Origin of the sequence: Neorhizobium galegae (genome assembly GCF_021391675.1) — a bacterium.
Taxonomy (GTDB): domain Bacteria; phylum Pseudomonadota; class Alphaproteobacteria; order Rhizobiales; family Rhizobiaceae; genus Neorhizobium; species Neorhizobium galegae_B.
This window is the reverse complement of record NZ_CP090096.1, coordinates 1158846-1180226: the sequence shown is the minus strand read 5'-3', so window position 1 is coordinate 1180226 and position 21381 is coordinate 1158846. Positions and strand designations below refer to the sequence as shown.

20 protein-coding genes and 1 pseudogene are annotated in these 21381 nt (G+C 60.0%); 16 read left to right on the top strand and 5 right to left on the bottom strand.

Going from position 1 to position 21381, the window contains the following annotated elements:
• Nucleotides 1-242 precede the first annotated feature (242 nt).
• Both LZK81_RS28295 and LZK81_RS28290 read left to right on the top strand, forming a co-directional pair.
• The gene (locus LZK81_RS28295; RefSeq protein ID WP_046627168.1) at nucleotides 243-776 is read left to right on the top strand and encodes a DUF992 domain-containing protein; all 534 of its coding nucleotides are present in this window, start codon (nucleotides 243-245) and stop codon (nucleotides 774-776) included.
• A 191-nt stretch (nucleotides 777-967) separates the two neighbouring features.
• Nucleotides 968-1873: a S1C family serine protease gene (locus tag LZK81_RS28290; protein ID WP_046606004.1), complete on the top strand. Its 906-nt coding sequence runs from the start codon at nucleotides 968-970 to the stop codon at nucleotides 1871-1873.
• 48 nt (nucleotides 1874-1921) lie between these two features.
• Here LZK81_RS28290 and LZK81_RS28285 read toward each other — a convergent pair whose 3' ends face one another.
• Entirely contained in the window at nucleotides 1922-3178 is a 1257-nt protein-coding gene (locus LZK81_RS28285; protein WP_233957326.1) for a glycerate kinase type-2 family protein, read from the bottom strand.
• A gap of 151 nt (nucleotides 3179-3329) precedes the next feature.
• Here LZK81_RS28285 and LZK81_RS28280 point away from each other — a divergent pair, with 151 nt between their 5' ends.
• Nucleotides 3330-3662, top strand: a complete 333-nt coding sequence (locus tag LZK81_RS28280; protein ID WP_233957325.1) for a hypothetical protein — start codon at nucleotides 3330-3332, stop codon at nucleotides 3660-3662.
• A 97-nt stretch (nucleotides 3663-3759) separates the two neighbouring features.
• Nucleotides 3760-4182: a hypothetical protein gene (locus LZK81_RS28275; RefSeq protein WP_233957324.1), complete on the top strand. Its 423-nt coding sequence runs from the start codon at nucleotides 3760-3762 to the stop codon at nucleotides 4180-4182.
• Here LZK81_RS28275 and pcaQ read toward each other — a convergent pair.
• The gene (gene pcaQ, locus LZK81_RS28270; RefSeq protein ID WP_233957323.1) at nucleotides 4166-5092 is read right to left on the bottom strand and encodes a pca operon transcription factor PcaQ; all 927 of its coding nucleotides are present in this window, start codon (nucleotides 5090-5092) and stop codon (nucleotides 4166-4168) included. The two genes, LZK81_RS28275 and pcaQ, sit on opposite strands and share 17 nt — an antisense overlap.
• Nucleotides 5093-5185: 93 nt before the next feature.
• Here pcaQ and pcaD point away from each other — a divergent pair, with 93 nt between their 5' ends.
• Genes pcaD through LZK81_RS28240 form a run of 5 tightly spaced genes read left to right on the top strand, consistent with a single transcriptional unit; the run spans nucleotide 5186 to nucleotide 8859 of the window.
• Nucleotides 5186-5980: a 3-oxoadipate enol-lactonase gene (gene pcaD, locus LZK81_RS28265; RefSeq protein ID WP_233957322.1), complete on the top strand. Its 795-nt coding sequence runs from the start codon at nucleotides 5186-5188 to the stop codon at nucleotides 5978-5980.
• Nucleotides 5981-5982: 2 nt separating this feature from the next.
• A complete protein-coding gene (gene pcaC / locus LZK81_RS28260) occupies nucleotides 5983-6399 on the top strand; it encodes a 4-carboxymuconolactone decarboxylase (RefSeq protein ID WP_233957321.1) in 417 nt (138 codons plus the stop codon).
• Nucleotides 6396-7136, top strand: a complete 741-nt coding sequence (pcaH, locus tag LZK81_RS28250; RefSeq protein ID WP_037084842.1) for a protocatechuate 3,4-dioxygenase subunit beta — start codon at nucleotides 6396-6398, stop codon at nucleotides 7134-7136. Before pcaC ends, pcaH begins: the two co-directional genes overlap by 4 nt.
• Nucleotide 7137: 1 nt before the next feature.
• Entirely contained in the window at nucleotides 7138-7755 is a 618-nt protein-coding gene (pcaG, locus tag LZK81_RS28245) for a protocatechuate 3,4-dioxygenase subunit alpha (protein ID WP_233957319.1), read from the top strand.
• A 33-nt stretch (nucleotides 7756-7788) separates the two neighbouring features.
• Nucleotides 7789-8859, top strand: coding sequence for a 3-carboxy-cis,cis-muconate cycloisomerase (locus tag LZK81_RS28240; protein WP_233957318.1), 1071 nt, complete (start codon nucleotides 7789-7791; stop codon nucleotides 8857-8859).
• A 58-nt stretch (nucleotides 8860-8917) separates the two neighbouring features.
• On the opposite strand, the gene fabF is transcribed toward LZK81_RS28240, so the two are convergent.
• Complete coding sequence (gene fabF, locus LZK81_RS28235; protein ID WP_233957317.1) at nucleotides 8918-10216, bottom strand: beta-ketoacyl-ACP synthase II; 1299 nt, start codon at nucleotides 10214-10216, stop codon at nucleotides 8918-8920.
• A 182-nt stretch (nucleotides 10217-10398) separates the two neighbouring features.
• Nucleotides 10399-10986 (bottom strand): TetR/AcrR family transcriptional regulator, encoded by a 588-nt coding sequence (locus LZK81_RS28230; protein WP_233957316.1) that lies wholly within the window; start codon nucleotides 10984-10986, stop codon nucleotides 10399-10401.
• Between the two features lie 98 nt (nucleotides 10987-11084).
• Between LZK81_RS28230 and LZK81_RS28225 the strand changes: the two genes are divergently transcribed.
• The 7 genes and pseudogenes from LZK81_RS28225 (at nucleotide 11085) to LZK81_RS28195 (ending at nucleotide 19495) form a co-directional block, all read left to right on the top strand.
• Complete coding sequence (locus LZK81_RS28225) at nucleotides 11085-12200, top strand: efflux RND transporter periplasmic adaptor subunit (RefSeq protein WP_233957315.1); 1116 nt, start codon at nucleotides 11085-11087, stop codon at nucleotides 12198-12200.
• The gene (locus LZK81_RS28220; RefSeq protein ID WP_233957314.1) at nucleotides 12200-15310 is read left to right on the top strand and encodes an efflux RND transporter permease subunit; all 3111 of its coding nucleotides are present in this window, start codon (nucleotides 12200-12202) and stop codon (nucleotides 15308-15310) included. Before LZK81_RS28225 ends, LZK81_RS28220 begins: the two co-directional genes overlap by 1 nt.
• Nucleotides 15311-15318: 8 nt before the next feature.
• Nucleotides 15319-15939: a TetR/AcrR family transcriptional regulator gene (locus LZK81_RS28215; RefSeq protein WP_233957313.1), complete on the top strand. Its 621-nt coding sequence runs from the start codon at nucleotides 15319-15321 to the stop codon at nucleotides 15937-15939.
• A 408-nt stretch (nucleotides 15940-16347) separates the two neighbouring features.
• Nucleotides 16348-17373, top strand: a complete 1026-nt coding sequence (locus LZK81_RS28210; protein WP_233957312.1) for an MBL fold metallo-hydrolase — start codon at nucleotides 16348-16350, stop codon at nucleotides 17371-17373.
• Between the two features lie 81 nt (nucleotides 17374-17454).
• Nucleotides 17455-18372 (top strand): hypothetical protein, encoded by a 918-nt coding sequence (locus LZK81_RS28205; protein WP_233957311.1) that lies wholly within the window; start codon nucleotides 17455-17457, stop codon nucleotides 18370-18372.
• 488 nt (nucleotides 18373-18860) lie between these two features.
• A pseudogene (locus LZK81_RS28200) lies at nucleotides 18861-19001 on the top strand (transposase); the annotation flags it as partial.
• Nucleotides 19002-19240: 239 nt separating this feature from the next.
• Nucleotides 19241-19495 carry a hypothetical protein gene (locus tag LZK81_RS28195; protein WP_046606016.1) on the top strand — a complete coding sequence of 85 codons (255 nt, stop codon included), beginning with the start codon at nucleotides 19241-19243 and terminating at the stop codon, nucleotides 19493-19495.
• Nucleotides 19496-20164: 669 nt separating this feature from the next.
• Here LZK81_RS28195 and LZK81_RS28190 read toward each other — a convergent pair.
• Nucleotides 20165-21116, bottom strand: a protein-coding gene (locus LZK81_RS28190; protein WP_233954196.1) for an IS630 family transposase whose coding sequence is annotated in 2 segments (ribosomal slippage) — nucleotides 20165-20779 and nucleotides 20781-21116 — 951 coding nt in all. Because the reading frame shifts where the segments join, the coding sequence is not laid out codon by codon here.
• Nucleotides 21117-21381: the final 265 nt, after the last annotated feature.

Sequence of the window (21381 nt, the reverse complement as noted above, 5' to 3'; positions counted from 1 at the left end):
CGTGCCTGGATGGCCGCGGTTCCGGAAGGTAGCCGATGCCCCTGTTTCTCCTCCCGGCCAATTCCGCGAACCGCTGACGCAGGGGCGGCGCAATGGGGCCAACTCACGCTTGGAACAATTCGGTGATAATTCGTGTGCAACGGGCGTGGGATCATTCTTCCGCCACATGCGTTTCCCAACGCTGCCAAATCCGCTCGCACGAGTCTCAACAGGGGCGGCTGAATAATTAAAGGAGTACAGGGATGAAGAAGATTGTTGCCGTGGCGCTCGCCGCTTTGCCGGTCGTGACCAGCGCCGGAGCCGCCTTTTCCGCCGATGTGATCGCCCGCCGGGATCGTGTCCCGGTTTATGAAGAACAGGACCAGCGCGGCGGCGTTCGCATCGGTTATCTCGATTGCTCGATCGGCGGCGGCGTCGGTTACGTGCTTGGTTCCGCCAAGGAAGCCGATTGTGTCTTTACGACGGCGATCGGCAGTGAACCGCTCGACCGTTATACCGGTGTGGTGCGCAAGATGGGCGTAGATCTCGGCTTCACGACCCGCTCGCGGCTGATCTGGGCCGTCTTCGCCCCGACCGCCGGTTATCACCACGGTTCGCTGGGCGGCCTCTATCAGGGCGCGACGGCTGAAGCCACCGTCGGTGCCGGCATCGGCGCCAATATCCTCGTCGGCGGTACCGCGGGTTCCATCCACCTGCAGACGGTGAGCGTTACCGGCCAGCTCGGCCTCAACGTCGCCGCAACCGGCACGTCGGTCACCCTGACGCCAGCGGGCTGAGCATTCCACGCTTCCCCTTCCCGGAAGCGGGGAGGGGACCCACATGAGGTAGACACTTTTGCAAGCAGGAGTTTCTCGCCGGCCTCTTGCTCCACGCCGTCCACATTCATACCTTAAAGAGACGGTATGGTTGGCCTTTGCAGACCCTTGCGGGGTTCCGGACCGCGTATTGCCTCATCAGGATTTGCATCATGGATATCGAGAAAAGTTTACGGTCGGTCGTGGCCGTGCGTGCTTCAATTCCGGACAACGCCTTTACGGCCAATACTCTCGGCACCCGCCGGGAAGGTAGCGGCGTGGTGATCCGCGAAAACGGGTTGGTGCTGACGATCGGTTACCTGATCACCGAAGCAGAGGACGTCTGGCTGACACGCCAGGACGGCCGCGTCGTGCCGGCCCATGCGCTGGCCTATGATCAGGAAAGCGGTTTCGGCCTCGTGCAGGCCATGGCGCCGCTGGATCTGCCGGCGCTTCAGATCGGCGATTCCGCGACCGCGACGCTCGGCGATCCAATTATCTTCGCCGATGGCGAGGGAGAATATGTGCGCGGCAACATCGTCGCCAAGCAGGAATTCGCGGGGTATTGGGAATATCTGCTGGATGAGGCGATCTTCATCGCACCCGCCCACCCCTCTTGGGGCGGGGCGGCGCTGATCGATACGGAAGGCAAGCTGCTTGGGGTCGGATCGCTGCGCCTGCAGATGAGCCGCGGCGGCGAGATCGCCGACATCAACATGGTCGTGCCTGTCAACCTTTTGAAGCCTATCCTCGACGATCTCCTCAATCGCGGCGAATTCAACCGCCCGCCACGCCCCTGGCTCGGGGCGATGTCGGCGGAAAGCAATGGCGAAGTCGTGGTCATGAGCGTCACCGAAAACGGTCCGGCGGCAAAGGCGGGGCTCAAGCGCGGCGACGTGATTTCGGAAATCCGCGACGGCGAGGTCGACGGGCTCGCGGACTTCTACCGCAAGATCTGGAACAGCGGGCCTCCGGGTGCCGAAATCCCGATGCGCATTTTGCGCGACGGACGGGAGGCCTGGCTCAGAGTGAAGTCGGCGGATCGGAATGATTTTCTGAGGAAACCGCAGTTGCAGTGATTGCCGCAATTTGGCGGGCAGAGGGCTGCGAGGCCGGCTTCCATCGGGCTACCTCAACAGGATCGCCCGGAAATCATTGACGTTGGTGCCGGTTGGCCCCGTTTCGAATATGTCGCCAATCGCGGCAAATCCTGAAAAGCTGTCATTGCCGTCAAGCAGCTTCCGTCCGTCGAGCCCGGCGGCCCGCAGGCGTCTCGCCGTCGTGCCGTCCGCGAAAGCGCCGGCATTGGTTTCCGAGCCGTCGATCCCATCCGTATCGGCGGCCAGGGCGGTGATGTCGTGGCCGTCGATCGCCAGCGCCAGAGCCAGCACGAATTCGCCGTTGCGGCCACCCTTGCCGCCTTTCGCCCGTAGCGTCACTGTGGTCTCCCCGCCGGACAGCAGAACCGCCGGCTTTGCGAACGGCCGGTCGCGGAGCGATACTTCGCGCGCAAGGGCCGCATGCACCAGGGCCACGTCGCGCGCTTCGCCTTCGACGGAGTCGGAAAGGATATAAGGCGTCACGCCATGGGCGCGGGCGACCTCGGCGGCCACCTCCAGCGAGACGCCGGCCGACGCTATGACAAAATGCTCGTGGCGGGCAAAGACCGGATCGTCCGGGTCCGGTGCGTCGGCGGCTGGCGAGTTCAGATGCGCGATCATCGCCGCCGGCAGCTTCAGTTTGTATTGCTCGACGATGGCGAGCGCATCCTGGCGTGTCGTGGTATCCGGAATGGTCGGGCCGGAGGCGACGAAGGCGGGGTTGTCGCCTGGAATATCCGAGACGATCAGGCTGACGACGCGGGCCTTGGTCGCTGCCGCAAGCCTGCCGCCCTTGATGGTCGACAGATGTTTGCGAACCACGTTCATGGCCGAGATCGGCGCGCCGGAGGCAAGCAGCATCTCGTTCAACGCAATCTCGTCCTCCAGCGTCAGCCCTTCCGGGGGCGCGGGCAGCAGGGCGGAGCCACCGCCGCAGACGAGCGCGATGACGAGGTCGTTTTCCGAGAGGCCGCGGATCGCCTCGACCAGCCGTTTTGCGCCGGCGAGGCCCGCGGCATCCGGTACCGGATGCGACGCCTCGAGAATCTCGATCGACTTCGTTTCGCAGCCATAACCGTAGCGGGTCACGATCACGCCGGTCAGCGGTCCGGTCCACACGTTCTCGAGCGCAGCGGCCATCTGCGCGGCGCCCTTGCCAGCGCCGATGACCACGGTTCGGCCGTTCACGGGCGGGGCAGGCAGGTGTTTCACGATGCCGGTCAGCGGATCGGCGGCCTTCACGGCGGCGGCAAACAGCGCCTCCAGCAATTCCCGGTCGGTCATCGCGTCTCCTCCTCCTGGTCGTCCGCGCCCTTTCGATCACGGTGCTTAACAGCCGTCAACCGGGCTTGTTCATGTATCGGTCCCCTCAACCGGAACAAAGCGAGCGAGTGTCGGTTGTCCCATGGGCTCATCAAACGAAGGAGCGAAAAACGTGACTGAACATCTGAAAGAAGCCGGTTACCCGGGCCAGATCGACATCGGCGGCGACAGGTCCGCCGTAACTTACAAACTGAAGGCCAGCAAGGAGGATGACGGCGCGTTCCATGTGGCCGTGAGTCTGAGCGCCCCGCGCGACTGGCTGCTGAAGCATGGCTTTCGCAACGAAGCCACACTGGTCCGCCAGGGCGGTGTTGAAATGCCGATCCATTTCGAGGAAACGCTTAACGTCGCCGACAATATCTCGGTGACGCTGCGCGCAGACGACGCGGTGATGGCCTCGATGGACGAGTTGCGGCGCGCGTTTCCGGAGCTACGAGCGAACTGAAATCGTCGGTCTCTGTTTGCGCGAAACAACCGCAGCGTATAATCGCAGGCCCGGCCGGTCGTTTGGCCGGGCATTTTGAGGTTGAGGCGGCGAGATCTTGGAGACAGTTGAAAAGACAGTGCGATCCTGCGGCACCTGCACGCTCTGCTGCCGGCTCCCCGAAATCGCGGCGTTGGACAAGCCGCCGGACGCCTGGTGCCGGCACTGTTCGGAAGGGCAGGGCTGCGCAATCTATACCGATAGACCTCAGCTCTGCCGCGATTTCCTCTGTCTGTGGATGACAGATCCGGGTGTTCCAGAGGCCTGGCAGCCTCTGACATCGAAGATGCTCGTCTATGAGCAGGGGTCGCAACTGACCGTACTGGTCGATCCGGACCATCCGGATGCCTGGAAACAGGCGCCTTTTCTTTGCGACCTCGATAGTTGGGCTAAAGCCGCGCAGACGCGCGGCCACTACGTCATCCTGTTTTGCGGCGATGACGTGATGAAGATAGAGCCGGGCTTCACCGCGCCGGCATGATCTCCACAGCGGCCTGGCGGATGGTCTGCATCAGGATCGACAGCGGCGTGGAGGGATTGGCGTCGGCACGAATGGTGAGGCCGACCGGGCCGCGAGTCTCGCTGGTATCGATCGGCAGCGTCGCCAAAACCCCGTCCTCGATGTCGGCGGCGACCACTCCGGCCGAGATGATCCAGATCGCGTCGCTCGATCGAACGAAGGCACGGCCGAAAGCGTCGGAGACGGTCTCCACCTGCGTCGGCAGACTGGCGACGCCGTTGGCGATCAGGAACTGTTCGACCGAAGGCCGGATGATCGAGCCGCGCGTCGGCATCAGCACCGGATAGTCGGCCAAGCCTTCGAATATCGATCGCTTGCCATCGAGCAGCGGGTGGCCGGCGCGGACGGCGAAGACGACCTGCTCCGAATAGAGATGTTCGAAAGACAGGCCGGTCATCTTTTCGGGCAATGCCAGACGACCCACCACGAGGTCGAGCTCGCCAACCCGGAGCTGCTCCATTAAAACGGCATTATCTCCCGTCACGATCTTGACGCGGCTGCCGGTCTTTTCGGCGAGGAACAGCGTCATGGCACGCGGCATCACGCGGGTGGAAACGGTCGGAAGCGCGCCGATCCGGACCGGAGGAGCGGCATCGAACAGTTCCTGCGAGACGGAATCCATGCCTTGGCGGAGTGCCGTCAGCGCCGCGCCCGCATGCCGGAGGAACACCTCGCCGTAGCGCGTGATGCGAATGCCGCGGCCCTCACGCTCGAACACGGCGACGCCCAGCGCCTCTTCGAGCTCGCGGATGGTCTTGGTGACGGCCGGCTGGCTGACATGCAGGATTTCGGCCGCCTTGACCACGCTTTTCTGGCGCGCGACCTCGACGAATGTATGCAAGTGCCGAAACTTGACTCGGGAATTGATCAAGATCAAATAACCCTGGGGTTAGGGGATCATGCTGAAATATCATTTTACCTAACCGGAAACTAGTGCAATCTATCAAGACGGGAGGAGGCGCTGATGCAGTTTGTACACATCAACGACATTGTGATCCACTACGACATCCAGCGCGCGGGCGACGGAAAGCCGGTCGTCGTGTTCATCAATTCGCTCGGAACCGACAGCCGCATCTGGCATCACGAACTGCCCAAGCTTGCCGAGGATTATACGGTCCTGACCTACGACAAGCGTGGCCACGGGCTTTCCGGCCTTGGCAATCCGCCCTATTCGATCGCCGACCATGCGGCCGATCTTGCCGGCCTGCTCGACCACCTGCAGCTCAGCCAGGTCATCATCTGCGGTCTCTCGGTCGGCGGGTTGATCGCCCAAAGCCTGTATGCCACCCGGCCGGACCTCGTGAAGGCGCTGATCTTCTCCAACACGGCCCACAAGATCGGCACGGCCGAGTCCTGGGCGGCGCGCATTGCCGCCGTCGAACAGAACGGCATCGGCAGCATTCTCGACGCGATCATGGAGCGATGGTTCACCGCGCCGTTCCGAAAGCCGGACAACGCCGCCTACCAGGCCTATTGCAACATGCTGGTGCGCCAGCCGACCTCCGGTTACAGCGGCACCTGCGCCGCGATCCGCGATGCGGATTTCACCGAGGCTGCGAAAAAGATCGCGGTGCCGGTGCTCTGCATCGTCGGCCGTGAGGACGGCTCGACGCCACCCGAACTCGTCAAGTCGTTTGCCGACCTGATCCCCGGCGCGCGCTACGAAATCATCGAGGGTGCGGCGCATATCCCCTGCGTCGAGGCACCCGCCGCCCATGCCGCGCTGATCCGCGGCTTCATCGAACAACTCGAGGACTAGATATGGCCGATCCTTCCGTGCCATCGGAACGTTATGCTCAAGGCATGAAGACCCGCCGCGCGGTGCTGGGCGACGCCCATGTGGACCGCGCCCAGGCGAACCAGACACCGTTCGACGGGCCGTTCCAGGAAATGATCACCGAGGGCGCCTGGGGCACGGTCTGGTCGCGCGCGAACTGGAGCAAGCGCGAGCGCTCGATGGTGACGATCGCGCTTCTGGCCGCACTCGGCCATCACGACGAAGTCGCCATGCATATCCGCGCAACCGCCAATACGGGTGCGACAAAGGACGATATCTGCGAAGCTTTGATGCATGTGGCAATCTATGCCGGTGTTCCGGCTGCCAATCATGCCTTCAAGATCGCCAAAGCCACTTATGCCGAAATGGACGCGGACAAGGCCGCGGGAGAGCAAAAATGAAAAACACACCCCCAGAAACCACACCCTTTTTCGCCCGTGACCGGGAATGGCATCCGCCGGCATTCACGCCCGGCTACAAGACCTCGGTGCTGCGCTCGCCCCAGCGCGCCCTGATTTCGCTCGAAGGCACCAAGAGCGAGATCACCGGTCCGGTCTTCGGCCATAACATCATCGGCGAGTTCGACAACGACTTGATCGTCAACTATGCCAAGCCCGGCGAGATGGCGCTTGGCGAACGCATCCTCGTCTACGGCCGCGTCATCGACGAGCGCGGCCGCGGCGTTCCGGGTGCGCTGGTGGAATTCTGGCAGGCCAATGCCGGCGGCCGTTACCGCCACAAGAAGGAAACCTATCTCGCCCCCCTCGACCCGAATTTCGGCGGCTTCGGCCGCACGATCACCGACGAGGACGGCGGTTACGCGTTCAAGACCATCAAGCCCGGCCCCTATCCGTGGCCGAACGGCGTCAACGATTGGCGCCCGGCCCATATCCACTTCTCGGTTTTCGGCCATGGCTTCGCTCAGCGCCTGATCACCCAGATGTATTTCGAGGGCGATCCGATGATCTGGATTTGTCCGATCGTGAAGACCATTCCGGACGAGAACGCGATCAAGGGCCTGATCGCCGCGCTCGACATGCAGAACACCATCCCGCACGACATGCGGGCCTACAAATTCGATATCGTCCTGCGCGGCCGTCGCTCGACGTTCTTCGAGAACCGTAAAGAGGGCAACTGAGATGGTCCAGCCGCTCACCTACTTCAAGGAATCCGCCTCGCAGACCGCGGGGCCGTATGTCCATATCGGCTGCACGCCGAACTTTTCCGGCATTACCGGCGTCTACGACACCGATCTCGGCTCCGGCTCGATGGTCAACGAGCAGACGCGCGGCGAACGCATCACCATTCGCGGCTTCATCTATGACGGCGCCAACACGCCGCTCAAAGATGCGATGATCGAGATCTGGCAGGCGGATGCCGACGGCTATTACAACAGTCCGTCGGAAACCCGTGGCAAGGCCGATCCGAACTTCTTCGGCTGGGCCCGTCAGCCGGGTGACATGGCGACCGGCGAGTTCGCGTTCGAGACGATCAAGCCCGGCAAGGTGCCCTTCCGAGACGGCCGCCCGATGGCTCCCCACGTGACCTTCTGGGTCGTCGCCCGCGGCATCAACCTCGGCCTCAACACCCGCATGTACTTCTCCGATGAGGAGGAGGCCAATGCGGCGGATCCGATCCTGGCGCGCATCGAGCACCGCGTTCGCGTCCCCACCCTGATCGGCAAGCGTGAGGGCAATACCGTCACGTTCAACATCTATCTTCAGGGCGAAAACGAAACCATATTCTTCGATATCTGAGATCGAAGAATCAGGGTCCGCCCGGGAGTAGATATGAGCGTCTCGGCTTTCGAGCATCCATTTTTGTCCGGTCTCGTCGGTGACGACGAGACCGGACAGCTGTTTTCGGTCAAAGCCGAGATCGACGCCATGCTGGCCTTCGAAACGGGCCTCGCCAAGGCCGAGGCGTCCTGCGGCATCATCCCGGCCGAGGCTGCGGAGCGCATTGCCGCAGCCTTGCGGACATTTGAACCGGACATGGCCGGGCTGCGAAGCGGGACCGCGCGCGACGGCGTCGTAGTCGCCGAACTCGTCAAGCAGCTTCGCGATGCCGTCAATCAGCAGGCGGGCGGCGGCGAGGCTGCCAAGCACGTGCATTTCGGCGCGACCAGCCAGGATGTCATCGACACGGCGCTGATGATCCGCCTCAAGCAGGCCTGCTCTCTGTTCATCGAGCGGCTCGCCGCCCTCGAGACGGTTTTTGATGACATCGACAGGCTATTCGGCGGCCGAACACTGATGGGCCATACCCGCATGCAGGCGGCGATCCCGATCACCGTTTCCGACCGTATCCGCGCCTGGAAAGAACCGTTGACCCGGCATCACCAGCGGCTGGATAGGTTCTCCGAGACCGGTTTTGCCGTGCAATTCGGTGGTGCCGCCGGCAGCCTCGAAAAGCTCGGGGACAAGGCCGCCGACGTGCGCAAGGCGCTGGCCTGGGAACTGTTTCTGACCGACGCACCGCAATGGCAGAGCCAGCGCGACCGGCTGGCGGAATTCGCAAATACCCTCACAATGATTTCCGGCTCGCTCGGCAAATTCGGGCAGGACGTGGCGCTGCTCGCGCTGATGGGTGGTGAAATGCAACTCGCAGGCGGCGGCGGCTCCTCCGCCATGGCCCACAAGCAGAACCCGGTGGCCGCCGAAGTGCTGGTGTCGCTCGCCCGCTTCAACGCGGTGCAGCTTTCCGGCATGCAGCAATCGATGGTGCATGAACAAGAGCGCTCGGGCGCCGCCTGGACGCTCGAATGGCTGATCCTGCCCTCCATGGTGATGGCAACGGGCGCTGCCCTGCGGCTGGCAGCGGAACTGGCCGGCAATGTGAGGTCGCTGGGCAAGGGCTGACGGCATCTGCATTGAAGGACGGGCTATTCGAGTATATTTTCGAAGAAAGATACCAGGCTCAGGACCTATTAAATGAGCCACCACTTCCTTCCTTGGGCCAGCGCCGGAAGAGTACGCTAGCATTGACCCCGCCAAAGCCAAAACCGTTGGATATTGCGTATTTAGTATCGACGTGTCGCGATTCTTTCGCGACCAAATTGATACCGTGGGCTTCCGCATCCGGCGCATTCAGGTTCAGGGTCGGTGGTGCGATCTGGTCTCTGAGTGCCATGATTGCGAATATGGCTTCCAACCCTCCGGCCGCACCGAGCAGATGTCCTGTGGCCGATTTCGTAGCGCTGACAGCAATGGTGTTGTCAGAACCGAACACGGTCTTGATCGCTCTGATTTCGCCAAGATCTCCCACCGGGGTCGAGGTGGCATGCGCGTTCAGATGACCGATCTCACGCGGAGAAATTCCTGCCTGAGATATAGCGATCTCCATGGCTCTGCGTGCGCCGCTCCCGTCTTCAGGGCCGGATGTTATGTGATGGGCGTCAGCGGTTGTGCCATATCCGACCAGTTCAGCAAGCGGCGTGGCGCCGCGAGCAAGGGCATGACTCAAAGATTCGATGACGAGCAGGCCGGCTCCTTCGCCCATGACGAAGCCATCGCGTGACGTATCGAAGGGGCGCGATGCCTGGCTCGGCGTTTCGTTGAACCCAGTCGACAGTGATCTGGCAGCTGCGAAACCACCAAGACTGACGATATTCATGCAGGCTTCTGTCCCACCGCAAATCGCAATATCGGCTTCATTGGCGCGGATGAGCCTGGCGGCATCGCCGATTGCCTGAACGCCAGCAGCACACGCTGTAACAGGCGCACCGAGAGGGCCTTTGAAGCCATGGCGGATCGAGACTTGTCCCGCTGCGAGATTGACGAGAAACGACGGTATAGTGAAGGGTGAAAGACGACGTACGCCGCGTTGATCGACGGTTCGGACCGCTTCGGTTATTGCAGGGAAGCCGCCAATGCCAGATGCGATGACCGTCGCGGTTCTCAGCCTGTCTTCATTCGAGGTCGGCTTCCAGTTCGCTTGGGCGAGCGCCTCTTTCGCTGCCGCCAGCGCGAAAATGATAAACCGGTCGACTTTGCGTTGGTCCTTGGGAGCCATGATGGAGTCGGGATCAAAGCCACCTTCCGGATCCTCGGTCAAGGAGGGCACGACACCCCCAATTTTCGAAGGGAGGTCGCCAACGACGTCGTCACCCAGTCGCCGAATGCCACTTCCACCCGCAAGCAAGCGCGACCAGGAGATGCCGACACTCGCACCAAGGGGACTTACAGCTCCCATTCCTGTTACAACGATACGACGCATGTGTTTTCCACCTGTCTTCACTTGAAAATAGACATGCCTTCAGCCTCCCGGCCGACGATGCGGTCAGGGTCGGTCGTTAAACATGCAGGTTACGCTGGGACCTGGGACGCTCTCACGCGGCTCGGGCGACAGCTATATTTTGGCCCTGATCCGCGCCAGGCTCATCGAAACCCGGCAAGCCTTCAGGCAACATCATCGCTGTGTACAATACGCCTGACTTCACCAGCGGCTGCGTCGAGGACGCCTTGCGACAAGCTCTCATCCTCGATGATGCGGGAGAGCGTGACGGCACCCACCATCAGAGACAGTATGGCCATCGCCTTGCCGCTGGGACCTACGCTAGTGGCATTCCCCATCAGTTCATCCAGCACTTCGAAATGAGCCCGGATCCCGTCTTCGAATGGACGTCGAACTTCTGCAGTTTGCCGAGCCGCGTCGGATCCCAACGCCACTATTGGGCAACCTTCTGCCTTTTCTCCCCTGTGATCCTTGGAAAGATAGAACGCCATGACAGCTTCCAAGGGGTCGGAGCCATCTGCGGCCGCGGTTGACCATCTTCTTGTAGCGCTTTCAAGCGCGCGCCGCGATGCCAGCGCAGCAAGGTCGTCCTTCGACGCGAACTGCTTGTAGAACCCACCTTGCGTGAGACCTGCACCCTTCATCAGATCCTTGAGCCCGATGCCATCGAAGCCATGCTCTCTGAAAAGACGGCTTGCGACGTTGATCACCGTTTCACGGTTCTCTTCGGCTTGTGCCCTGCTCACTCTCATATTGGCCTCCGATTAGATTTCATTTGACATCTATAATGTAAATAGAGTTAGATCGCAATCTAAATTATCCGTGTCGCTGGTCAAGAAGAGAACTCAAAATGAAACGCAAACATGTCCTGACTTTCGTAGGCCTCCTGGCAGCATCTGGGGCAGCCGGTGCCTTTCTGCTGGGTTTCGAACCCACCAGGCCGGAAGCCGAGGCTGCGGACCCAAGGACGGCTTCGCCACTGGTAAGAGTGGCGGAGGCGGCAAGGACTGGAACAGCGGAACGCTCGTTTACCGGCGCGGTCGCTTCCCGGATACAGAGCAATCTCGGATTTCGAGTTCCGGGCAAGATCGTCGAGCGGATGGTGGATGTGGGACAGCAGGTCAGGCAAGGTCAGGCTCTGATGCGCATTGACGAGACCGATCTCCAGCTCGCGCTCACAGCGAAGCGCAATACCGTTACCGCAGCACGAGCCGTTCTGGTCCAGGCGCAAGCAGATGAGAAACGCTATGCAGCGCTGGTGAAGAATGGCTTGGCGGCGACGCCACAGCGTTATGAACAGGCGAAGGCGGCCCTCGATACGGCAACGGCACAGCTTGCCGCGGCTGAAGCAGATGCCGAGGTTGCAGAAAACGAAGCAGCATACACGGTGTTGCTCGCAGACGCGGATGGAACCATCGTCCAGACGCTTGGGGACCCTGGACAAGTCGTAGCAGCGGGCCAGACGGTCGTTCAACTGGCGCAGGCGGGGCCGCGTGAAGCTGTTGTCTGGCTTCCGGAGACCTTGCGACCGCAGGTCGGCTCCGAGGCGCAGGCCAGCGTCTACGGTGGTAGTGGGCTCAGCGGGAAAGCCAGGCTGCGGCAGATCTCCGATTCCGCCGATCCCCAAACCCGTACCTACGAGGCGAGGTATGTTCTCGAAGGCGATGCGGCTTCCGCCCCGCTGGGCTCGACTGTGACGATCAGAATTCTCGATGCTGACCGCCAGTCGGAGGTCGCCATACCCGTCGGCGCTATTCTGGACGACGGTAATCGCACAGGCGTCTGGGTCGTGAACGGCGCCACATCGACGGTGAAGTTCACCCCGATTAAAGTTCAGCGGATTGGCGAGGAGACGGTATTTGTCACGGGAATCGGAACTGGCGAGCAGGTTGTAGCACTAGGCGCGCATCTTCTCGCCGACGGCGCGACCGTCAGGGTTGCCTCGCAGCAAGAGGTGACAAAATAATGAACTTCAATCTTTCCGCCATCGCCGTCCGGGAACGCGCCATCACCCTGTTCTTTATCGTTCTACTGGCCGCCGCGGGAGCCTACGCCTTCGTCAAGCTGGGGCGTGCCGAGGATCCGTCTTTCACAATCAAGACCCTGACTGTTACTTCGGTCTGGCCAGGTGCCACTGCGCGTGAAATGCAGGACCTTGTTGCCGAGCCGCTTGAAAAGCGCATCCAGGAGCTCACCTGGTACGACCGCGTCGAGACGACAACGCGACCGGGCTACGCCTTCCTGACGGTCACGCTCAAGGACAACACGCCGGCGTCTGCCGTCGAAGAGGAGTTCTATCAGGCGCGCAAGAAGCTCGGTGACGAAGCCCGAAACTTGCCCCCGGGCGTTATGGGCCCGTTCGTCAATGATGAATACTCCGATGTGAGCTTTGGTCTTTATGCCTTGAAGGCAAAGGGATTGCCGATGCGCGACCTCGTGCGCCAGGCGGAAATCATCCGGCAGGATCTCCTGCATGTTCCGGGCATCAAGAAAATCAACATCGTCGGAGAACGCCCCGAACAGATCTTCGTCGAGTTTTCCTACGCGAAGCTGGCAACGCTTGGCATATCGGCCCAGGATATCGCCGCAGCTTTGCAGAGACAGAACACAGTCACGCCCGCTGGATCGATCGACACGCGCGGGCCGCAGGTCTTCATCCGGTTCGACGGGGCATACAACAGTGTGCAGGCGATTGCCGACACGCCGATCGTGGCCGCCGGACGGACGCTGAAGCTCTCCGATATCGCGGATGTGCGGCGCGGTTATCAGGATCCTGCCACCTATGTCATCCGCCACGAGGGCGAACCGGCGATCATGCTCGGAGCGGTGATGCAGGCGGGCTGGAACGGTCTCGATCTCGGCAAGGCGCTTGAAGCGCGATCCGCTGCGATCGCGCAGACATTGCCGCTGGGGATAACGCTCACCAAGGTTAGCGATCAGGCGGTCAACATCGACGAGGCGGTCGGCGAATTCATGCTCAAGTTCGCGATGGCGCTCGGCGTCGTGCTGTTCGTCAGTCTGGTCGCACTCGGTTGGCGCGTCGGCATCGTCGTGGCGCTCGCCGTACCGCTGACGCTCGCTGTCGTCTTCCTCATCATGCTGGAAACAGGGCGGTTCTTCGATCGCATTACGCTCGGCGCTTTGATCCTTGCATTGGGGCTTTTGGTTGACGATGCCATCATCGCGATCGAAGTCATGGTCGTGAAGATGGAAGAGGGTATGGACCGCATTAAGGCGGCCGCCTACGCCTGGAGCCATACGGCGGCACCTATGCTGTCCGGCACGCTGGTCACGATCATCGGACTGATGCCCGTGGGATTCGCAAAATCAACGGCTGGCGAGTACGCTGGCAATATCTTCTGGGTCGTCGGTTTCGCGCTGATCGTATCCTGGATCGTCGCTGTCACCTTTACGCCCTACCTTGGCGTAAAGATGCTGCCGAACATCAAGCCAGTCGAGGGCGGTCATCACGCCATCTATGATACGCCGAACTACCGTCGCCTGCGTTCCGTCATCGAGCTCGCCGTTCGCCATAAATTTATGGTATGCGCCGTGGTTGGCATCACCATGGCCGTCTCAGTCGTCGGGATGGGTGGCGTGAAGCAGCAGTTCTTCCCGACATCGGACCGTCCCGAGGTGCTGGTTGAAGTGCGCATGCCCGAAGGTACGAGCATCGACGCCACAACATCAGCGGTGAAGAAAGTCGAAGACTGGCTACAGGCTCAGCCAGAGACAAACATCGTCACCAGTTATGTTGGTCAGGGCGCGCCTCGGTTTTTCTTTGCCATGGCTCCGGAATTGCCTGATCCCGCCTTCGCCAAGGTCGTCGCTCTCACGGCCGATGCCCATGCACGCGAAGAACTGAAGCACCGCCTTCGTGCCGTCATATCGCAGGGTCTCGTTCCCGAGGCCTCCGTGCGCGTGACCCAGCTCGTATTTGGACCGTATACGCCGTTCCCAGTCGAGTTCCGGATCATGGGGCCTGACCAGGATAAACTCTATAAGATTTCCGAGCAGGCTCTGGCAATTATGAAAACTGTGCCCGATGTCCGTCAGGCCAACCGGGATTGGGGCAACCGCACGCCGGTGTTACGCTTTATTCCGGATCAGGAGCGACTTAACCTGATCGGTCTTTCACCGTCGGAGGCGGCTCAGCAGATGCAGTTGCTGCTCAGCGGTATTCCTGTCACTCAAGTGCGCGACAACATCCGCAACGTGCCTGTCGTTGCACGCAGCGCAGGCGAAAACCGCCTCGATCCATCACGGCTTGCCGACTTTTCGCTGATGAGCCGGAATGGGCGTCAGGTTCCCCTCGATCAGATCGGGCATTCCGAGATCCGGTTCGAGGAGCCAATCCTGAAGCGTCGCGATCGGACGCCGGTCATCACGATCAGGTCCGATATCAACGAGGCGACACAGCCTCCCGAGGTCTCGCAGCAGGTGATGAAGGCCCTTCAGCCGCTGATCGCATCGCTTCCTGTTGGATACCGCATTGAGATGGGCGGCAACATCGAGGAGTCCCTGAAGGCCAACGTTGCCCTTGTGCAGGTTTTCCCATTGATGATCGCAGCTATGTTGATCGTCATCATCCTGCAGGTTCGCAGTCTATCGACGATGACGATGGTGATGCTGACCGCACCGCTTGGTCTTGCCGGGGTGGTTCCGACCTTGCTCTTGTTCAATCAGCCGTTCGGTTTCAACGCTATTCTCGGATTGATCGGGCTCGCAGGCATCCTGATGCGAAATACGCTGATCCTGACTGAGCAGATCAAGGAGAACCAGGCGGCCGGGCTTGACGACTACCATGCGGTCATCGAAGCGACCGTCCAGCGAACAAGACCTGTAATCCTGACTGCACTGGCGGCGATCCTGGCATTCATACCGCTGACCCACTCAGTGTTCTGGGGGTCGATGGCCTACACGCTGATCGGCGGAACGGCGGCAGGCACCGTGATGATCCTGCTCTTCCTTCCGGCCCTCTATGCCGTGTGGTTTCGGATCAAACCACCCAAAGCCGATGGGAAAGAGGAAGCGGTCGAACATCTGTCGCAGCCAACAGTTCTAGCCGCGGAATAGGGGCGTCCGTGCCACGTATCATGATCCCACAGGGCCGCTCGGGCAAAGAAGTCGAGATGTGGCGCGAGCGTATCCTCGATGTGGCGGAGGAGCACTTTCGCCGCATCGGTTACCAGAAGACATCTGTGGCCGACGTAGCTTCATGCCTTAGGATGAGCAGCACCAATGTTTACCGTTTCTTCCCGTCAAGGGCGGCTATCAACGAGAGCATTTGTGACCGCTTCGTCGAGCAGACTATTCATCTGGCCGCCGCAGTCGCTCGGCAAGATGCGCCGGCCCACGATAGGCTCAGGAGGCTTTTCAATCTTCTCTATGAGGAGAGAAGAAGGCAGTTCATCGAGGAGAAGCACGTTCATGACCTGATTGTCGCAGCGACGACGGAAAACTGGCCGATCATGAGCGCCCATTGCAGTCGTCTCCTGACAATTGTCCGGGAGATTATTGAAGAAGGAATTGAAGCAGGCGATTATTGCGTGAATGATCCAGATGAAGCCGCCCGAAGTGCCATGAACGCTTTCTCGTCGTTTTATCACCCGGTCCTTGTCGAGGCTCGGCTTCGAGAACCCGAGGTCGCCAGACAGGGTCTTGATCAGCAGATCAACTTCATCCTGTCAGCTCTGGGCGGGTGACGCGCCTTGGGGGCGGTTCGGTCATTTAAGCTTGGCCACTCGCGATGAGCCTCGGGAAGGTGCGACGCGGATCGCCCGTGCCAGGAGGGGTTGCTGCTTCGCACGGCCTTGCGGGCCTGTGATGACGCCGTCGAAGCATTCGACCACCCGACCTTTAACATCTCGCGCAATTCTTGCCTGTGCCGGAGCCCGGAGACGTCGCACCGCCTGCCCATGAAACGGCGAACGCACCAAAAAAACGGGGCGTCGGCAGAATCGCTTGAATTAACGAAATAGTACGTTTATTTGTTTGGCAGGGAGGAGAAGCGCGAGCTTCTCAAAGCAACGCTTGGATACAGGGATCGGCAGACTCGCCGATCGCTTACGCGTGTCTTGTTCTCCCTGTCGTTGAATAGTGGAGGAACTCACATGAAATCGACGCGGGTGATCGTGAACCGTAGAAGGAGCTTCGCTCTAGCCGCGGGAATATGCAGTCTCTTGTTCGGACCGGCGCCGCTGAATGCAAGTGAAGGCAGCAGCGTTGCTGACAACTTCCGGAAAGCCTTTGAAGCCGCCGGGACGCAGCATTTCAATCTCTACAACATGCTTTGCCCTCGCATCGAGAATGCGAATGCGGGGAAGATTGGCCAGCCGAAGGAAGCGCGTAAGGAGTCGATCGAAAAAGCCGTCTCGGCGAAAGTCTTCGACAACCTGTACTATGTGGGCGAGTACGCGTTCTGGGAAAGCTCCGCTTCCTCATGGGCCGTAGACACGGGGGAGGGGGTCGTCCTCATTGATACGCTCAATCCTGACTCCGGTCCCATTCTTGTCGAGAAGGGATTGAGGGAACAGGGGCTCGACCCTCAAAATATCAAGTACATTATCGTCGGTCACGCGCATGGTGATCACTACGGCGGTGCCCGCTATCTCCAAGATAAGTATGGCGCACGCATCATGATGTCCGATGCCGAGTGGGATTTCCTCGCCAAGGATAAGCGTGATCCCGCCCAGAAGCCAAAGAAGGACATGGTGATTAAGGACGGCGAGACCTTCCGTCTCGGTTCAGCTTCCTTCACCTTTTACGTGACTCCAGGTCATACCCCCGGCACGGTGTCGACGATCTTCACGGTGAAAGACGGACCGAAGGAGCGGAAAGTTGCACAGTGGGGTGGAACCGGCTTCGGCTTCGGTGGAGCCGAGGGGGAAGAGAAGCTCAACTGGTTCAAAACCTATGTCCAGTCAGCGGAAAGGTTCAAGAACGTCATCAAGGAAAGCGGAGCTGACGTTCTTATTGCCAACCATCCCGGCCTCGACAACACGCTAGAGAAGAACGCAGCGCTTAGCCAGCCGTCCAGCGGGGATAGCAATCCCTGGGTGATCGGCAATGACCGGGTCGTAGCATATGTGCAAACAGCGCAGTCCTGCGCTGCCGCCGGACTCGCTGCATATCAATGAGTATTTTGATGGCCGGGTCTCCGGCCATTTTCATATGCATACCGTTTCGGTCCCTGAAAGCACCAATAGGAGGAGGAGCATATGCTGTCAGTAATCGCGTCCAGAAGTCAGGCGCGCTTCGGTGACAACCAATGTGAGCAAGCAGTTTCAACCGCGTTTGTCGGACAGGGAGATCAGACAATGAAGCGCCTAAAGAATTCCGTAAAAGCCGCCTTATTGGTCGTGTCCGCTCTTTTATGGGCAAGCTCGCCAAGTTTCGCACAGTTAAAACCCGCAGTTCAAACCACGGGAAAAGAGCGTCCTGAATCCATCATCTATATCGGTAATAGTTTCTTTTACTTCAACAACGGGATAAGCGGGTTTATCTCCAGAATCCTCGCAGCGGCTGATCCTGAATACAAGCTACGCTCAGCACAGGTGACAATAAGCGGCTCTGGTTTCGATTGGCACGATGTCGGCTCGTACTTTCGGCCTAACGCCGTGGGGCGTTATACGATCGACAGCAAAAACGTCGTCACCTTCAACAATCCGGAGCGCCTGTTCGACCTGGCGATTATGATGGATTGCAGCCAGTGCCCGGTTCATCCGCAGTTGAAGGGCATATTCTACGAATATGCGAAAAAACACTCTGAGACAGTAAGGAAGAACGGCGCAGAACCAGTTTTCTTTATGTCATGGGCTTACCTCGACAAGCCAGAGATGACCGAACAATTGGCCGAAGCCTACACCCGCATCGGAAATGAAAACAAAGCACTTGTTATTCCTGCGGGATTGGCATTTGCCAGATCGGTCAAAGCGCGCCCTGACATCAGCCTGTATGCCGCCGACAAGCGGCATCCGACGGCGGCGGGGTCGTATCTGGCTGCTTTGACGACCTACGCAGCAATCTTCAAGAAAAACCCGGTGGGACTCAGTTACACAGCTGGCTTTGATGAAGAGGCAGCTAAATTTTTGCAAACCACCGCATGGGAGACGGTAAATGACTACTTGGCCCCCTGATCGCGGGGATCATACGATTTCTTGAGCGGTGTGTACCAAGATCAAGTCAGGGGCCAGCTCATTTGCTGGCCCCTTCTCTATTCGGCGCAGTTGTGTCAAGCGCCTTTTCCAAGTTGCCTTTGACCGGCTTTCGACGTCCATTTGCGGCCCCTGCGTTTCTTCGGGATGAGCACCAGTTGAGCCGCATCATCCGGGCTATGCCGCGGGCATCGTTGCGATCGGTCTTGTTTACCTGCGCGTCCTTTTCTGATGTTTGCGGCTGCTCATACAGACCACGTTCTATCATCAGCTGCGAAGCGCAGCGCCCGGTCGCCGCTGCCAGATATAGGGCGCAAGCCGAATATCCCATCTGGCTCAGAGATATGTCGGAGTAGAGCGGCCTAGTAGCTCGTTACTAGGAGGATCGAGAGCCAAGGCTCAGGACCTATTAAATTGCTTGCGTCGGCCTCCTGCCTTTGATTCATCGGGATCGAAAGGAGGCCGCCGCAATGAGTGATTTGCTGTTGTTGTCGGAGGCGCAAATGCGCCGGATCGAGCCGTATTTCCCACTGTCCCATGGGGTTCCGCGCGTTGATGACCGGTTGATTTTGAGTGGCATCATTTTCGTCCTGCGCAACGGGCTACGTTGGCAGCCTAGCCACTCTGGGGATCATGCAAAATAAACGCGTCAATTCGAGATACGGGCGGTTCATGCGCAAACCTGTGGCAAGATCGCGAGCGTCTTCCCAAAATGCCGTGGACTGAATGACATCGAGGATACGGACAGAGCCTCCGAAACCATTGTCATAATTCAATCGCAGCGCACTATTCTATGCTGGTCATTTTGCAGCGCAACAGATACGGTTCCTTAACATAGGAGATCGGCAGAATGATGACGGTCTATGAAGGTATCAAAGGCGAGCTTTCCAACGGCCCTATTCCGCTCGGTCGGGTCGAATACACGGTCGCGGAATTCCGGGAGGGCGACCAGAGTCGCTTTGAAGGTCTGGTCCACGCCGATCCCTTGGTCCTGCAAGCGGCGTTGGGGGCGACCGCCCTTAGTCTTGATCGGCGCAGGATAATCCTTGGCTCTTTTGTTTCGCAAGGCTGCGCCTCGTTTAACCTCACGGATAGATTTCCATAGCTTGCCAGGCAACTGCCGCCGTCGCGGCTACGCCGCACGTGGGCTCCTTGAAATAGACGGTGCCGCGACGAAGCGGTGCGCATGAAGGCGAGACGCGCCAGCCCGATCTGGCGTCCGGAGATTCCCCAACGGGAAATCGTGGGCAAGAGCCTGATCGATCACCCAAAAGTTCGGCGGCTCGCGCTCGGTCGGATGGCCCCGCGATCCAGACGTTGAGCAACAGCCTGGAGAGGTGCTGAGGCGCACACGCGCTTATTGCGGCGGCGCCGGCAGCCGGCGATTCGACGTGCCGTGCCTATGCGGCCTGCTCCTTGATGCACATCCGCCGCATGTGTCGGCGCTCGACCTTGATCCCTTCGGGGCGGCTGCAGGCGCTGCCGCTCCAAACTCACCAACCGAATGGGCAGTATATGTCGAGGGTTCGGGCTGACGCGTTGGCGAGGGCGGCCGGCTGCTGATGTACGGCGATGCTGACGCAGCGCTCGAACTTTACCGCGGCTGCCCCACCAAACCTTCTGGCCTGCCGCCGATTTCGTGCTACATGCGCTGGCCCATCCAGGTACTTCGCTGACATCGAGGCCGTTGTCGCCAAGGTGAAGGTAGAAGCATTGCCAATGCTGCTGGGGGTTTACGAACGCAGTGCGCTCACGCACCTAAAGCGTGTCGCGTTTAATCTGCCTCGTATCCTGCGGCTTTGAAGTAGTTTCTGCATTCTGTGACGGAGAAGAGATTGCAGATTTCGCCGAGGGCTTGCGTGATGGCATCGAAGCTGCGGGCAGCCCGCTTTCGCAGCAGCGTCTTGAGTTTTGAGAAGGCCATCTCTATGGGATTGAGGTCGGGACTATAGGGCGGCAGAAACAGCAGCCAGGCTCCCTTTGCCCTGACCAGTTCTTCGGCCCGTTCGCTCTTATGAAAGGCGACATTGTCGAGAATGACGACGTCTCCAGGCGACAGGTTCGGCGCGAGTTGGGTCTCTATCCACGCCTCGAAGATGCGGGCGTTCATCGGCCTGTCAACGATCCAGGGGGCAACCATGCCATGGGATCGCAGCCCGGCGATGAAGGTTTGGGATTTCCACGAACCGAAGGGTGAATGCGTTCGATAGCGCTGCCCTCGCGCAGACCATCCCGACCGCTTCGTCAGCTTTGTGTTCGTCGATGTCTCGTCGATAAAAACCAGCCGGGCCAATCCTTTGTTGAAGAAAGGCTTGCGCCGTGCGGTCCACAGTTCACGCGCCCGCGCGATCTCCGGGCGCAACTGCTCGGCGGCCTGCAGGCTTTTTTTTATGGCTCAACCCAAGCCGATGCAGAAGCCGTCCGACACTGGAGCGATGGACGATGACGCCACGTCCGCAAAGTTCCACGCAAAGCTCGTCCAGCGTCAGTTCGCCATTCTGTGCCAGCCGCTCTCCAACCCACGCGTGCTGTGCCGAAAGCTTACCGCCGCCAAGGTGCCCCTGCCGGCGCGGCGAAAGCGAACCTGTCTCGCGCTTCAGGATCACCAGATCGTTCACGAAACGCGGCGACACCCGAAAATGCCGGGCGGCCTCCCGATGCCCATGGCCTTCTTCCACTAACGCTACGACACGCTCACGCAACGCAATCGGATGTGACTTGCCCATGGCGATCTCCCTTCACATCAAAGGGAATCACGGATGGACTGATTTGAGAACCATGAATCGCAAAAACAGCGACACGCTTTAATGACTCACTCGCTGCACTCTGGCAGCCCGGTTGGCCACTGTAACGCGTTGCCGTCGCCGCGGCTCATCGGCTGCGGGAGCGCTTTGCCTAACTCGAAGCGGAACCAACGAACGGGTGCGCGGATCGGATGACTTCCACCGGACATGAGGGGGCGTCGCGAGGCCGCGCGACATTCTCAACAAG